The sequence below is a fragment of the Mesorhizobium sp. M0018 genome (genome assembly GCF_040323955.1).
GTDB lineage: Bacteria > Pseudomonadota > Alphaproteobacteria > Rhizobiales > Rhizobiaceae > Mesorhizobium.
In genome coordinates, this window is the sequence record NZ_JAMYVL010000004.1 from 173,413 (window position 1) to 187,707 (window position 14,295).

Below are 14,295 nucleotides of genomic sequence, written 5' to 3' on the forward strand. Positions count from 1 at the left end.
GTTTTCAATATCTGGACAGGCGAACTCACCGCCTAAATCTAGTTCCGCCATGCCTCGGCTGCATCTCATGGAAATCCATGCATTGCGCGGAGTTATCGCCGCTACGGGGGCCCTAACGATGGCCTCGCGCGAGGAGCGACGCGGATCGATGCATCAACACCTACCACTGGGAATACGAGCCGGACAGGTAAGACGCTCGGCTGCCTCTTCGTCGGCTGCAGAGTGAAACCGGAAAAACCTCTGCATTCGTCATCCCTGTCTCGTCCGGTTAACACGGCTCATGAGATAATCTGGAAGCCTCTCCCGACCAACACATCTGCTCCAAAGTATAGGGCGTGGACGCGGTTTTAGTTCTGCGGAGCGGCTTGGCGGCCGAGCAATTGTTTGGCGACAATGAGACAGGGCGCAGCGACCGCGAACAGCAGGACGAGCGCGAAGAAAGCTTCGTCGAACGAGATCGTGGCGACCTGCTTCTCAAGCGCGCGCTGCAGCAGCGGCAGGGCGGTCTTTGTCGCCGCAGTGCTGTCGACACTGTTCGCCAGAGCGTTCGCAGTTGCTCTCAAGCGCTGGTCTACGGCTGGATCGCCATTGACGAGGTGGGACGCCAGTATCGTCCGGTTGTGGACATTCTGGTGATCAATATACGTTTGCAAGAGGGCTGTGCCGGTCAGACCGCCCACCTGCTTGCCGAAGTTGAACAGCCCGATGCCAAACGGCAACGCATTGGCGGCAAGGCCCTGCAGCGTAACCAGCGTCAGTGCCACGAACAGAAGGCCGAGGCCGAATCCTCGCAGCAGCAGAGCAAGGGTCAGGTCCGGTGATCCGCTACCGCTCGTCGAAGCGGACAGCAGCCACATGGCACCTGCGAAGAGCAGAATGCCAAATGGCGCAAGCGTGATCGGGCGCATCCCGGTCCTTTGGATGACGAAGCCGGACAACAGAAGTCCAAGCGCGAGCATGGCTCCGCTGGGCAGCAGAAGCACTCCTGCGCCCGTCGCGGTAAAATCGAGCACGTTGAGGGCAAAAGCCGGAATAAGATAGGCGCTGCCTGAAAGGGCAGAGCCGGCGACGAAGCTGACGAGAAGGCCAAAGCGAAAGTCCGGATTGCCAAGGGGCGAGATGGCCAGCAGTGAGCCTTCTGAACGAAAGCGGGTCTCCCAGACGGCCAGGAGGCCGGCAGCCGTCATACCGGTTGCGGCAAGGAAGGTGATGTCGGTGTCGTCGAACCAGTTGAACCTGCTGCCTTGCAGCAGGACGTAGGTCAAAAGCGCGGCGCTGATGCCGAGCAACAATATCCTGACGGCAGGAAACCTGGTTTTCCGCCAAAAGGTCCGATCGCCGTCCGCCGCCAACAGGACAAGGGAGACGATGCCGAGCGGAATGATGCTCAGGAATATCCACTCCCAGGTCAGATGGTCGACAAGCCAGCCCTGCAGGGCTGGCGTGACGGTCGTCGGAGCCATGACGGCGCCTACGGCAAAAACCGCCTGAACGACCGGCTGATGCCGGTGCGGGAACCGAAAGAACAGCAGTGTCTGGCCGGCGACGAGAACTGTGCCGCCAGCCAGCCCTTGGACAATGCGGCAGATGCAAATCCAGGTGAGGTCCACTGACAACGTCAAGGCCGCGGATGCCAGCAGAAGGGCGACAACCGCCGCGCGCAGGCAGGCGGTCGGCCTGGCTGCCGTCACAAGTAGCGGAGCGACAAGGAACGCCGTCAGCTTGGCCGCGATGAAAACAACGTCGATCATCGCCAGTTCGTCCAACGTTGCGTAGGTGTCGCCGAGCATGTCGATCCGGCCGATGGACAGTGCAGTGGATGCGACCGCGTCCATGAAGGCGGCCAGCACGACGCCGGTTGCTATCAAGCAAGCGCGCAATGTACCGGGATGGCGCTGCACAGCCGCCGTTTCGGCGAGGTGCATCATTGTGCTGAGCGCCCGTCCGCAATCCCGCCTGTCTGCATTTCCTGCGCTACAGCCGGAGCATCCCTGGTGCCGACGGTGATGGCAACACGAGCCGAGAGTCCCGGAACCAGGCGGCCGGGCAACGGATTGCGCGTCATCCTGATCTTGACCGGCACACGTTGGACGACGCGGATGAAGTTTCCGGTGGCGTTGTCCGGCGGCAGCAGGCTGAATGCCGCGCCGCTACCGGGAGCGAAGCTGTCGACAAGGCCGTCGATTTGCAGATCTGGATATTCATCAACCATGACGCGAACCCGTTGGCCGATCTCAACCTGCTTCAGCTGTGTTTCCTTGAAGTTGGCAACGATCCAGACATCGTTAACCGGAACGATGTCCAAGGCTGCTGTCCCTGGGGTGACATAGCGGCCGACACGGATCTGGCGATTACCGACGATGCCGCCGACCGGGGCCCTCACGACGGTGTTGGCCAGGTCGAGCATTGCCAGGTCGAGCGCTGCCTGTGCCTGGGACAGGGCTGCCTGCGCACCGGACAACTGTGCATCCAGGACACCGAGCTTCAATTTTTGAGCCAGCAGATTGGCCTCTGCACCGTCCAGCGATGCCTTTGCCTTGTCATGGCCGGCCTGCGCATCCTGCAGCTTCTGATCGCTTGCGGTCCCGTTCTTCTGCAGCGTGACGTAGCGGTTCAGGTTGGCGCGGGCGAATTGCAGGTCGGCTGCGGCAGATTGCTTCTGCGCCTCAGCCTGCGCGATCAATGCGTCCTGCAGTTCACGGGTCGCCTTGATGTTGGCGATTTCCGCCTGCCGGGCGGCGACGTTGGCTTTCGCCTGCTCGGCCTTGGCCTTGTAGTCGCTGTCGTCGATGCGAAACAGGACAGCACCCTTTGACACACTGGCATTGTCGTCTATGTTGACTTCGACGACGTAACCGGCGAGCTTCGGCGCGATGCTGGTAATGTCTCCGCGGAGATAGGCGTTATCGGTCGTTTCCTCGAACCGGCCCCGCGTGAACCATTGCCAGCTCCAAATAGCTGCCATTGGAATCACCATAAGGGCGACGATAGCGATTGCGATCTTGCGGGCTCGGCTCATGATTGCCTCGACACCCGGTCGATGCGCTCGCTATCGAAGGAGGTATCCGCCTCCCGAAGAGCGAGATGTTCGGCAAGGCTGCAAACCCACGGTGCGCAGTACAGTTTCACGAGAACGTCTCCGTCGAGCTGCGGCTCTGCAGCAAAGCAGAACTGCAGAACGATCGCGGATTTCACGCCTCGCCGCTATCACGCGGACGAACATCCCATCTGCCCTGATCGGTAGTTCGTACTGAACCTCAGCACAGGTCGTATTGTCAGTCAGCCGGATTCAGGCGCGCGAACATGCCGGCGCGGATCTCCGTAGTGCCGAAGACCGCCCACGAGAAAATTCACTTTGAAGCGTTTCCGGATCATCCTGTGGCAGCAATGATCGCAGAGAGCGCCCCTCGCGGCGCGCGCGCCATGCTGGAAACTCTGCATGTTTGCCGAGGGCAGCCGCTACCAGGAGCAACTCTGCGCTGTCGGCGGCGACGGAAAGATCGAATGTCTGGTTCCCGGACCAGGCCGTTTCTGGCCGACCCAGCTTGGCCCTGCGCCAGTGCCCCAGTTGATCGTCAGTCCGCGCAATCCGCCTGGACCACGCCTGCTGGAGATTCCCGTCGACCCCCGGCTGCTCGAGGCAGGCGACCATAGCGGTTCGACTATTTCGAGCACGCCCGCTTCACCGCTGCGGTGCGCGAACAAGGCAAAGTGGAAGTGACCTTGCAAGACGGCTGGTGGGCCGTCGTCATGGGTCTCGGCGCCCAGAGATCGGCCAGCGAAGGCCGCGCCATCGAGGTCGCCGATGAATTCGCGTTGCCGACCTAAGGCCGACCACGCATTCACCAGACCATTGGGTCAGATGCGCCGACCGGTTGCTGCGTCGAACAGATGCGCACATGCGCGGTCGATCTCGATCCCCACCCCTTCGCCCTGCCTGAGCGCAAGCCTTTCTCGGAAAAGGCAGGAAATTTCTTCACCGGAGCAGTCGACCCTGGCGAAGATTTCCGAGCCTGTCGCCTCGAGAAGCGTGATCGTACCCGGCACGCCTTGCCCCGTCGCCCGGATATGTTCCGGTCGAATGCCGTAGACGAGTTCGCGTCCTGCGGCATCCGCGGGCTGGGCGCCTTCCGGCAACGGCAGGACCAACCCGCCGGCGCTGCGGAACACGCCCTCCTCGATGCGGCCGGCAATGAAGTTCATGGCGGGCGAGCCGATGAAACCGGCAACGAAGAGGTTGGCCGGATGGTCGTAGAGGTCCAGCGGCGCGCCGATCTGCTCGACCAGGCCGTCATGCAGCACGACGATCTTGTCGGCCATCGTCATGGCCTCGATCTGGTCGTGCGTGACATAGATCGTCGTGGTACCCAGCCGCTGGTGCAGGGCCTTGATCTCGCCGCGCATCTGGACGCGCAACTTGGCGTCGAGGTTGGAGAGCGGCTCGTCGAACAGAAAGACCTGCGGGTCACGTACGATCGCGCGGCCCATGGCGACGCGCTGACGCTGGCCGCCCGAAAGCTGGCGCGGATAGCGGTCAAGCAGCTTTTCCAGGCCGAGGATGCCGGCTGCCTTCCGGACCCGGCCAGCGGTGTCGGCCGGGTCGGCTTTCTTGATCTTGAGGGCAAAGCCCATGTTGTCGGCAACGGTCATATGCGGATAGAGCGCATAATTCTGGAACACCATGGCGATGTTCCGGTCCCGCGCGCGCAGATTGTTGACCATGCGTTCGCCGATGGCGATCTTCCCGCCGGAGATCGTCTCAAGGCCTGCGATCATGCGCAGCAGCGTCGATTTTCCGCATCCCGACGGGCCGACCAGGATGACGAATTCGCCGTCGGCGATGTCGACGCTGACGTCGTGAATGATCTTGGTGGCCCCGAAGGCCTTCTGCACGTTGTTGATCGTTACCGATGCCATTGGATCTTTCCTGGAAAAAGAGTGATGTCCGGGCGCGCGCTCAACCGCCCTTGACGGCGCCGGCGGTCAGCCCCGCCACGATCTGCCTTTGCGCGAACATGGTCAGGATCAGCACTGGCAACGTCACCACCAGCGCCGCCGCGGCGAGCGGCCCCCAGCTGACCTGCTCGTAGGACAACATGTTGTAGACGGCGACCGGCAGTGTGCGCGTCTCACGGCTGGCGAGCACGACGCCGAAGACGAAATTGTTCCACGAGAAGATCACGGACAGGATGAAGGCGACGACGATGCCTGGCTTGGCGATGGGCAGGGCAACCAGCCGGAAAACCTGCCAGGAGCTGGCGCCGTCGATGTTGGCCGCCTCCTCCAGTTCCATCGGCGTGGTCTCGAAATAGCCGATCATCACCCACACCACGATCGGCACCGTCACCACCAGATGGATGATGATCTGCGGCCACAGCGTGCCGAGTATCCCGATCCATTGGAACAGCAGAAACAGCGGGATGAGATAGGATAGCCCAGGTGTCATTCGGGCGATCATGATGACGACCGCCGATCGTTCAGCCTTGAGCCGTGCGATGCCATAGCCGGCCGGTACGCCGATCAGCAGCGCCAGCAAGGTCGCCGTGCCGGTCACCAGCACCGAATTCCAGAGATAGAGCAGGAAATTGTTCTCCTCGAACACCTTTACATAGTTCGACCAGGCGAAGCGTTCGGGGATCAGGATCGGCGGATAGGCACCGTTGTCGATCTCGAATTTCAGCGACAGCGAGATCATCCAGAGGAAGAACAGGATCGCCGGGGAGACGAAAACCAGGGCAGCGAAAAACAGACCGATCTGGTTGAGCAGCCGTGAACTCATCTATTTGCCCTCCGTATCGATCCACTGCGAGCGTTGGCGCAGCATCAGCAGGACAAACGACAGGGCCACGATGACAATGAAGAACACCACGGCCATGGCCGAGCCGTAGCCGATATCGTAGTAGGAGAAGGCGGTGTTGTAGAGATAGATGTTGATGGTCTCCGACGCCGTACCCGGCCCGCCCTGGGTCATCGCGTAGATGATGTCGAAGCTCTTCAGCGCATCGATGGTGCGGATGATGACCGCGATCATCAGGAACGGCGCGATCATCGGCAGAGTGAGATAGCGGAATTGCTGCCAGGCATTGGCGCCGTCGATCTCGGCGCTTTCGAAGGGCTCGCGCGGCACCGAGGCCAGCCCGCCAAGCACGATCAGCATGACGAGCGGCGTCCACTGCCAGGTCTCGACCGCAACCAGCGACGGGATGACCGTGTTGGCGTTGAATATCCATTCCTGGGCCGGGATGCCGACCAGCGACAGCAGGTAGTTGAGCACGCCAAGCTGAGGATGGAACATCATTGTCCAAACCAGTGCGACGGCAACGGGTGTCGCCATCATCGGCATGACGAAGACGCCGCGCAGCAAGCCGCGCAGCGGAAACCTGGCATCGAAGATCAGGGCGGCCAGGGTGCCCAGCAGCATCGGCGCTGCAACCGAGAGGAAGGTGTAGGTCAACGTATGAACAAGGGATTCCCAGAAACGTGGGTCGCTGGCCAGGCGGAGATAGTTTTCCATCCCGGCAAAACTCCGCGACTGGCCGAGCGTCCAGCGATTGACGCTCATCCACAGGGTGAAAGCCCAGGGGAAAACGATGACGGCGCCGACGACGACGAGTGCGGGGACGACGAATGGCCAGTAGTTGGGAGCCAGCCGGATCGTCTGGCTCCCGTCGATAACCGGCATCGTCACCCCGGTCTGTTCTGGGGTGGTGGCCGACATCAGCCCTGCTCGCTCCTGTCGAGAACCGGCTGGAACTGTTCGGTGGCCTTCTTCAGCTCCGCGGCTGGATCGGCGCCGGCAATCATGTTGGTCAACGCCACACCATAAATGTCGCGGAATTCCGTGACGGGGATGATGACCGGCAGTGCCAGCCGACTGATATTGCCCGAGCCGACCACGGCATCAAGCCAGCTTGCCGGCATGGTGACGCCTTCGCGCACCTTGGGATCCTCCAGCACGGATTTGCGGAACGGAACGCCGGCGCCGGCCTGCAACAGCCGTGCACCCATGGTTGGCGATACCGCCCACTGGCAGAACAGATAGGCAGCCTCCTTCTTCTCGCTGGCGGCGGTAACGCCAATCCCGTCGCCGAAGGTGCCCGAGGCATGCGCCTTGGGACCCTTGGGCATCACGCCGTAACCGACCTTGCCGACCACCCTCGATTTTTCCGGATCTTCCATCGGCGGGGCAAAACCCACGCCGTCGAGCCACATGCCGATCTTGCCCTGCAGGAAGGCCGACTGTGCTTCGGCCCAGTTGAACCCGGTAACGCCCGGAGGGGCGGACTTGGTCATCAATCTTTGATAGAGCGCGGCAGCCTCGATCGCCTCGGGAGCCTCGGTGCGCAGCTTGCCCTTGTCATCTAGCGGCGTCATGTCGTAGCCGAGCATCAGCGACGTCCACACCGGCGTGTTTGCGTTCTTGAGCCCGCGGGCGACGAAGCCGTATGTATTGGTCGAGTGGTCGGTCAGCGCTTCGGCGGCTGCCACCAGTTGCTCGAAGGTCTCTGGGTATTTGAGGGCCTTGGCCTCGAACAGCTCCTTGTTCCAATACAGGATCCAGTAGTCCACCGAGAACGGTAGCGAGCGCAGCACGCCCTGGCCGTCCTTGGCAAACAGCATGCCGGCTTCGGCGAAGTCGCTTTCGACCAGCGCCGGGTCGGTGAGCGACGGATCGGCGAGATAGCCGGCGATGTCGGCCAGCCAGCCACCCTTCTCGAACTGGCGCTTCTGCACGTGGTAGCTCAGATGCACGACGTCGAAGCTCGGCTTGCCCGAGCTCAACTCGATCACCGTCTTCTGGCGCTGCTGCTGCTCGGGCGTTGCCTCGGCATTGACCTTGATGCCGGTCAGTTCCTCGAACTCGGCGAGATATTTCAGGATGGTGTCGCTGCGCGGGCTTTTCACCAGATTGACGTCAAGCGTCGTCCCGGCAAAGCGTTTCCAGTCAACGCCTGCGGCAAAGCCGGGGCGAAGCCCCACAAGGCCCGCAGCGGTTAGCGCCGCGGTTCCGGCAAGGAGTTGCCTCCTGGTTGGGTTGAACAGATTGGACGACATTTCTTCCTCCCGGTTGCTGTCGTTGTGGATGCGCCGCAAACCGCGGCGCGGCTATATTTCCTCAGATCTGGAGCGCCAGCCGGCGCGCATTGTCGATATGCAGACTGATCGCTTCAACCGCTCTTTGCGGATTGCGGCTCTCCATGGCTTCGATGACCGCCAAATGTTCGCGCATCACCGGCACCACACGACCGTCGATGCGGAAACGCTCCTGGTGGATCAGCCGGATTTTCACCGAGTTGACCAGATAGGCCTTGGCGATAATCTCGTTGCCGAGCGCATTGATGAAGGTGTCGTGCATCGCCCAGTCGATGTTCTGGGCCTTGGCTTCCATTTCCGGCGTCGGTGCCTGCCCGAGAGCTTGGGCCAGCATCTCTTCATGTTCGCGCCGCATGCGGGCAAGTTCGGCATCAGAAGCGCTGGTCGTGAATAGCGCCACTGCCTCGCGTTCCATGAACAACCGAAACTGAAACGCCTCGCGGATCAGATTGATATCGATATGCGCGATCTGCATGCCGCGCTGCGGGATGGTGGTCAGCAGTCCCTCGGCCTCGAGACGCGGGACGATCTCGCGAATGGCACCCAGCGGCAGCCCGGTGAAAGCGACCAGTTCGCGCTGTGACACGAACTGCCCCGGCCGCAGATCGCGGGCCAGCAAATGCCGCGTGAAGCTGGCATAGGCCTTCTCCCGGAGAGTGATCGGTTCGCTGCCCTCTTCCACTTCAGCTCGCTTCCTTGTCGGTCAGCCCGGCCTTGTCGGTCAGGCTGCCTCTGTCGCAAACAGCCTGTCGAAGGCAGCGGCAAGCTGCCGCTGTCCCTGTGGATCGATCGCCTCTAGGGGCGGGCGGACCGCCAGCCAGCGCTCGTCGCCGGTCTTGCGCGCGACCATGACCTTCACCGCCGGCGTGACCGGGTATTTGAGCAATTCGAGCACGAAGTCTTCGACGCGTGGGTCGTCGCCCCCGTTTTCGACCATTGCCCGGATTTCGCCGGTAACAAAATTAGCCATGCCGGAAATCGCGCCCTGTCCGCCGCGGCGCACGCTTCTCGCGAGATGCCGTTCGTCGCCGATGAGGATCACCAGATCGCCGTGCGCCTCAAGCAGCGCCTCACTGTAGCTCCAGTCCCCGCCGGAATCCTTCACCCCGGCCACCACAGCGGGAAAGGCGGCGCGCAGCCGGCCGATCAGCCCAAGCGGGAGCGGCACCATGGTGACTGAGGGGATGTTATAGAGCAGCACGTCGCGCGCCAGCGGACCGAGTGCGGCGAAGACGGCGGAAAACCATCCGAACAGCCCGTCCTCGCCGACATTCTTGAAGTAGCTCGGCGGAGCGAGCAGAATGTTGCGAACGCCGCGCTGCAAAGCGTGCCGGGCCTGATCGGCGGCATCTTCGGCTGCATCGACCAGCACTGCGGCGACGAGCTGATGTGGCGGAATACCGGCCGCCAGCATGGCCTCGGTGACGATCCGTCGCTCGTCGGTGCCGACCGAGGCTCCTTCGCCGGTGGTGCCGAACAGCGTCGCGCTGCTGCAGCCGGCGCCAAGGCAGGCTCGGGCATGCGCGATCATCGGCGCGAGCGCTATCTGCCCCGACGGGTCGAAGGGTGTGGTCAGGGCAACCGAAAGACCAAAGCGGGAAGCCAATACGATCTCCGTTGAAATCAATGTGGATGTAGCGTTAGCACGCTAACATGTCAGGTGTAAACGGGTGATGTTGCCAACTCGGCATCGCCGAACGGCGCTGCCGCGGCAGCGCCATCGCCGATCATTTTCCTCCGCTCGAACATCACATATGCAGCTGTCCCCGAGCCTCTGCGGGATTGGCTGCACGAGGCAGCCTAAGCTCGATCAAGTGGCGACGAGGTGGCCGTCGCCAACATCTTCGAGCTTGAGTTTCCGGGGCTCGTCACCGATGCGCCGCACAGCGCTTGGAATTTCGCTGTCCAAACGGGCGAACCGGGCGCGGCGCCGGCCTGGATCGGGAACCGGAACGGCTTCGATCAGCCGCTTTGTGTAAGGATGGCGCGGGTTGGAGAAGATCTGGTCGCGGGTGCCCATCTCGACGATCTGCCCCAGATACATTACCGCCACGCGATCGGAGATGTTCTCGACCACCGCCATGTCGTGCGAGATGAAGAGATATGCGACGCCGAATTCGCGCTGCAGCTCCTTCAGCAATCTTAACACGCGCGCCTGCACCGACACGTCGAGAGCAGAGACGCTCTCGTCGGCAATGATCAGCTTTGGTCGCAGCGCCAGCGCCCGCGCAATGCAGATTCGCTGGCGCTGCCCGCCGGAGAATTCGTGGGGATAGCGCTCCATCTGGTCAGCCGAGAGGCCGACGCGTTCGAACAGGGCGGCGATCTGGGCATGCCGTTGCTCTCTGTCGCCGAGGCCGTGGATCAGCAGAGGCTCGGCGACGAGATCGCCGACCCGCATGCGCGGATCGAGGGACGCGAAGGGATCCTGAAAGATCATCTGCACATTGCGGCGGACAGCCTTGCGCTCCTTGCGGCTGAGCGCCGACAAGTCCTGGCCGCCGATTAAAATGCTGCCGGTGTAGGGCACCAGCCCGGCGATCGCCTTGGCCGTCGTCGACTTGCCGCAGCCCGATTCGCCGACCAGCGACAGGGTTTCGTGCGGCGCGATCGAGAAACTGACGCCTTCGACCGCGTGCACCCTGCGGTCAACGCGGCCGAAGAAGCCGCCGTGCAGGTCGAAGCGGACGTGAAGATCGCTGACAGATACAAGCTCGGCCGGCATGTTGGCGGCGTCTTGTCGTTCTTCGACGGTCCGTCCGCCGCCAATGCGCGGCACGGCGGCCAGAAGCTCGCGTGTATAGTCGGCCTGCGGGCGATTGAAGATGTCAGCCGCGCTGCCCTGCTCGACCATCCGTCCGTCACGCATGATGATGACGCGGTCCGCCATCTCGGCGACGACGCCCATGTCGTGCGTGATCAGGATAACACTGGTGCCGTGCTCGCGCTGCAGGTCGCGCAGCAGTTCCAGCACCTCACCCTGAACCGTGACATCGAGGGCGGTCGTCGGCTCATCGGCGATCAGCACGTCCGGGTTCAGGGCCAGAGCCATGGCAATCATCACGCGCTGGCGCATGCCGCCTGAGAGTTCGTGCGGATAGTGCTCGAGCCGCCGTTCGGCATCCGGAATTCGGACTGCCTTCAGCGCCTCGAGCGCCCTCAGCCGCGAGTTGGAGCGCGACATCGAGGTGTGTGCATCGATCGCCTCCGTGAGCTGACGGCCGATGGACAGCACCGGATTGAGCGATGTCATCGGTTCCTGAAAGATCATGGCAATACGGTCGCCGCGGATGCGGCGCATGCCGCTCTCGCTGAGAGCCGCGAGGTCCTGATCGCCGAGCCGGATGGAGCCTGATCCGATGCGTGCCGCCGGCTGCGGCAGCAAGCCCATGATGGCCAGCGCCGTCATCGACTTGCCGGAACCGGACTCGCCGGCGATGCAAAGCGTTTCGCCGCGCGTCAGGCCGAATGTCAGGTCGGAAACGACGTCGCGCTCGCCCTCCTCGCCGCGCACGGCGACGCTCAGGCCTGAGACGCTGAGTACCGGCCTGAGAGAGCCACTCTCCGCGGCGGCCTGCCTGGATCGTTTGATGTCCTCCACCTTCATTCAAAGACGCAGCGGGGGAAGTAGAACGAAACCACCCAGTTGGGCATGTCGACGATCTCGCTGATGCGCAGGTCACCGCAAACCGAGACGAGCATATAGGCATCTACCGGATCCATGCCGTAGCGGCCGGAGAGCAGGTCGATCATCTGGGAAACGGCACTCCTGGCGCCGTCCATCAGATCCGGCCCGATACCGGTTGTCACCTCGTAGCCCTTGGCGTCGAGATGCCGCGACACCGGACCGGGCGTTGTGAAACGCGGCGTCCGCAGCCGGGCATCCTTGACCAGATCGAGCGTCAGCACGGCGTTCATGGGGCTCTCGATCGCCGTGCCGCAGACCTCGCCATCGCCTTGCGCGGCGTGCGTGTCGCCGACCGAGAACAACGCGCCCGCGACCTCTACGGGCAGGTAGAGCACCGTGCCGGCGGCGAGATCGCGGATATCCAGGTTGCCGCCCACGCGCCGCGGCGGAACCACCGAATGCAGACCCGGCTCAGCCGGGGCATTGCCGATGGTGCCGGCGAAGGGCTTGAGCGGCACCCGGCCGCTCTTGCCGAACAGCGCCGGTTCGAGCGAGGCGGCGTCGTACTTCCAGATATTCAGTGCCGGTTGGGAGAAGTCATTCGCCAGCAGACCGAATCCCGGGATGTTCGCCGTCCAACCGAAGCCTGATGGCTTGAACGCCTCGATGGTGATTTTCAGGGCATCGCCCGGTTCTGCCCCGTCGACATAGATTGGCCCAGTGACCGGGTTCACCTTGGCAAAGTCGAGCAAAGCAACGTCGTCGATGGTGCTCTCCATCGTCAGCTGCCCGCCGGACGAGTCCAAGCACTGGAACTCGATCGTCGCCCCTGGCGCCACCCGTTCGGCCGGGACAAAGGAATTGTCCCAGCCGAAATGATGGTGGCGCCCGTGGATGGTGTAGTCGCAGTTATTGCACATCGGTCACATACACATTGTCGTAGTTGATCGGGATGTGGACCGGGTCGACATAGAGGTTGTCGGCGCCACCCATGCGGGTTGATTTCATGGTGAAACGCTGCTCGTTGAAGACCGGTGCCCAGGGCGCGTCTTCCATGATCTTGCCGTAGATCTCGCTCCACATCTTGGCGCGTTCGCCAGCCCTGGCCGGGTCGACGATGGAGTCGGCTTCGGCCGCCTTGGCGTCGAGCGCCTTGTTGCAATACCACGACCAGTTCCAGCCGCCCGGGACGGCACCAGCACAGCCGAGGATCGGGCCGTAGAAGTTCGACGGATCGGGGAAGTCGGCGATCCAGGCCATGCCGCCGGACCAGATCATCGGCGCACCCGCCTTGTCGCCGCCGGCGGCGATGACGTTGGCCTGCGCGAGCGACTGGATGCTGGCCTTGATGCCGACCGCCGCCAGATCCTGCTGAATGGCCTGCGCGATGCGCGGGTTGGGATCGGTGTTCATGGCAAACAGCTGCGTGTCAAATCCGTCGGGATGCCCGGCCTCGGCAAGCAAGGCCTTGGCCTTGGCCACGTCATAGGGATAGCCCTTGAATTCCTTGTCATAGCCAGGCATCGACGGCGGCAACGGCTGATTGGCCGGCACCGCACGGTTGTTGATCAGCTGGACGATGCGGTCCTTGTTGATCGCCATGTTGACCGCCTGCCGCACCTTCACGTTGTCGAAGGGCGCCATGGTGGTATTCATGGTGATATAGCCGGTGTGCAACTGGCCGCCCTCGACGACACGGGCCTTCTGCTCGGGATCGGCCATCACCTCCTGGAATTTCGCCGGCGGAATGCCGTCGCCGGGAACGTCGATCTCGCCTTTCTGGAGCCGCAGCAGCGCCACGATCGGCTCCTGGCCGATCTCAAAGGTGATCTTGTCGAGATGCGGCAGACCCTCGTGCCAGTAATCCGGGTTGCGCTCGAATACGACGCGCTGGCCGAGCGTCCATTCGGCGAGCTTGAAGGCGCCGGTTCCGACCGGATGTTTGCCGAAGTCTGCGCCGTATTTTTCGACTTCTTCCTTCGGCACCACATGCGAGAAGTTGATCGCCATGACATGCAGGAAGGTGGCGTCGGGCCGGGTCAGCTCGAACTTGATCGTGTAGGGATCGACGACGGTTATGCCCGCCAGGCTCTCCGCCTTGCCGGCAGCGACGTTGTCATAGCCTTTGATCGAGCCGAAGAAACCGGCACCCGGGCTCTGTGTCTTTGGATTGGTGACCCGGTCGAGCGAATATTTCACGTCGTCGGCGGTCATCTCGCGGCCATTGTGGAACTTCACTCCGTGGCGCAGCTTGAAGGTGAAGGTCTTGCCGTCGGGCGCAATCTCGTAGCTCTCGGCAAGGTCGGGCCGCAGGTTGGTGGTGCCCGGCTCGTAGTCCATCAGCCCGTCGAACAGGCTCTTGATCATCGACCAGTTCTGCCAGTCATAGCCGATGGCCGGATCGAGCGTGGCGACGTCGTCCTTGTAGGTGATGGTGATCGCGCCGCCCTGCTTGGCATTCGGATCGACGGCGTCTTCGGCACGTACGCTTGTCATGCCAAGCACCAGCGCAAGCGCCGATGCCGCCACGGTCGATATTAGATATTTTCTCATGTCATGTTCCCTTTCTCTGG

12 protein-coding genes are annotated in these 14,295 nt (G+C 62.6%); 1 reads left to right on the plus strand and 11 read right to left on the minus strand.

Annotated features, from left to right (window positions below; all coding sequences use genetic code 11):
* Positions 1 to 347: 347 nt before the first annotated feature.
* The gene (locus NKJ81_RS07480) at positions 348 to 1,928 is read right to left on the minus strand and encodes an MFS transporter (RefSeq protein ID WP_352540091.1); all 1,581 of its coding nucleotides are present in this window, start codon (positions 1,926 to 1,928) and stop codon (positions 348 to 350) included.
* Positions 1,925 to 3,019, minus strand: a complete 1,095-nt coding sequence (locus NKJ81_RS07485; protein ID WP_352540092.1) for an HlyD family secretion protein — start codon at positions 3,017 to 3,019, stop codon at positions 1,925 to 1,927. Before NKJ81_RS07485 ends, NKJ81_RS07480 begins: the two co-directional genes overlap by 4 nt.
* A 420-nt stretch (positions 3,020 to 3,439) precedes the next feature.
* On the opposite strand from NKJ81_RS07485, the gene NKJ81_RS07490 reads away from it, so the two are divergent.
* Positions 3,440 to 3,721 carry a hypothetical protein gene (locus NKJ81_RS07490; protein ID WP_352540093.1) on the plus strand — a complete coding sequence of 94 codons (282 nt, stop codon included), beginning with the start codon at positions 3,440 to 3,442 and terminating at the stop codon, positions 3,719 to 3,721.
* A gap of 137 nt (positions 3,722 to 3,858) precedes the next feature.
* On the opposite strand, the gene NKJ81_RS07495 is transcribed toward NKJ81_RS07490, so the two are convergent.
* The 9 genes from NKJ81_RS07495 to NKJ81_RS07535 form a co-directional block, all read right to left on the minus strand.
* Positions 3,859 to 4,917: an ABC transporter ATP-binding protein gene (locus NKJ81_RS07495; RefSeq protein WP_352470623.1), complete on the minus strand. Its 1,059-nt coding sequence runs from the start codon at positions 4,915 to 4,917 to the stop codon at positions 3,859 to 3,861.
* 40 nt (positions 4,918 to 4,957) lie between these two features.
* Positions 4,958 to 5,779: a carbohydrate ABC transporter permease gene (locus NKJ81_RS07500; RefSeq protein WP_023674179.1), complete on the minus strand. Its 822-nt coding sequence runs from the start codon at positions 5,777 to 5,779 to the stop codon at positions 4,958 to 4,960.
* Positions 5,780 to 6,682, minus strand: a complete 903-nt coding sequence (locus NKJ81_RS07505) for a carbohydrate ABC transporter permease (RefSeq protein WP_245274609.1) — start codon at positions 6,680 to 6,682, stop codon at positions 5,780 to 5,782.
* 35 nt (positions 6,683 to 6,717) lie between these two features.
* Positions 6,718 to 8,055, minus strand: a complete 1,338-nt coding sequence (locus NKJ81_RS07510; protein WP_352540094.1) for an extracellular solute-binding protein — start codon at positions 8,053 to 8,055, stop codon at positions 6,718 to 6,720.
* A gap of 61 nt (positions 8,056 to 8,116) precedes the next feature.
* Complete coding sequence (locus tag NKJ81_RS07515) at positions 8,117 to 8,776, minus strand: GntR family transcriptional regulator (protein WP_352540095.1); 660 nt, start codon at positions 8,774 to 8,776, stop codon at positions 8,117 to 8,119.
* Between the two features lie 39 nt (positions 8,777 to 8,815).
* Complete coding sequence (locus NKJ81_RS07520) at positions 8,816 to 9,700, minus strand: dihydrodipicolinate synthase family protein (protein ID WP_352470626.1); 885 nt, start codon at positions 9,698 to 9,700, stop codon at positions 8,816 to 8,818.
* A 204-nt stretch (positions 9,701 to 9,904) separates the two neighbouring features.
* A complete protein-coding gene (locus tag NKJ81_RS07525) occupies positions 9,905 to 11,701 on the minus strand; it encodes an ABC transporter ATP-binding protein (RefSeq protein WP_352470627.1) in 1,797 nt (598 codons plus the stop codon).
* On the minus strand, positions 11,698 to 12,642 hold the full coding sequence (locus NKJ81_RS07530; RefSeq protein ID WP_352470628.1) for an acetamidase/formamidase family protein: 945 nt from the start codon (positions 12,640 to 12,642) through the stop codon (positions 11,698 to 11,700). The genes NKJ81_RS07525 and NKJ81_RS07530 overlap by 4 nt, the downstream gene beginning before the upstream one ends.
* Positions 12,632 to 14,275, minus strand: coding sequence for an ABC transporter substrate-binding protein (locus tag NKJ81_RS07535; RefSeq protein ID WP_352470629.1), 1,644 nt, complete (start codon positions 14,273 to 14,275; stop codon positions 12,632 to 12,634). The genes NKJ81_RS07530 and NKJ81_RS07535 overlap by 11 nt, the downstream gene beginning before the upstream one ends.
* Between the last annotated feature and the right edge of the window lie 20 nt (positions 14,276 to 14,295).

Bases quoted from the DNA above. Each gene is read 5' to 3' on its own strand.
- NKJ81_RS07480 (WP_352540091.1), bottom strand. From the start codon at position 1,928: ATGATGCACCTCGCCGAAACGGCGGCTGTGCAGCGCCATCCCGGTACA.
- NKJ81_RS07485 (WP_352540092.1), bottom strand. From the start codon at position 3,019: ATGAGCCGAGCCCGCAAGATCGCAATCGCTATCGTCGCCCTTATGGTG.
- NKJ81_RS07490 (WP_352540093.1), top strand. From the start codon at position 3,440: ATGTTTGCCGAGGGCAGCCGCTACCAGGAGCAACTCTGCGCTGTCGGC.
- NKJ81_RS07495 (WP_352470623.1), bottom strand. From the start codon at position 4,917: ATGGCATCGGTAACGATCAACAACGTGCAGAAGGCCTTCGGGGCCACC.
- NKJ81_RS07500 (WP_023674179.1), bottom strand. From the start codon at position 5,779: ATGAGTTCACGGCTGCTCAACCAGATCGGTCTGTTTTTCGCTGCCCTG.
- NKJ81_RS07505 (WP_245274609.1), bottom strand. From the start codon at position 6,682: ATGCCGGTTATCGACGGGAGCCAGACGATCCGGCTGGCTCCCAACTAC.
- NKJ81_RS07510 (WP_352540094.1), bottom strand. From the start codon at position 8,055: ATGTCGTCCAATCTGTTCAACCCAACCAGGAGGCAACTCCTTGCCGGA.
- NKJ81_RS07525 (WP_352470627.1), bottom strand. From the start codon at position 11,701: ATGAAGGTGGAGGACATCAAACGATCCAGGCAGGCCGCCGCGGAGAGT.
- NKJ81_RS07530 (WP_352470628.1), bottom strand. From the start codon at position 12,642: ATGTGCAATAACTGCGACTACACCATCCACGGGCGCCACCATCATTTC.
- NKJ81_RS07535 (WP_352470629.1), bottom strand. From the start codon at position 14,275: ATGAGAAAATATCTAATATCGACCGTGGCGGCATCGGCGCTTGCGCTG.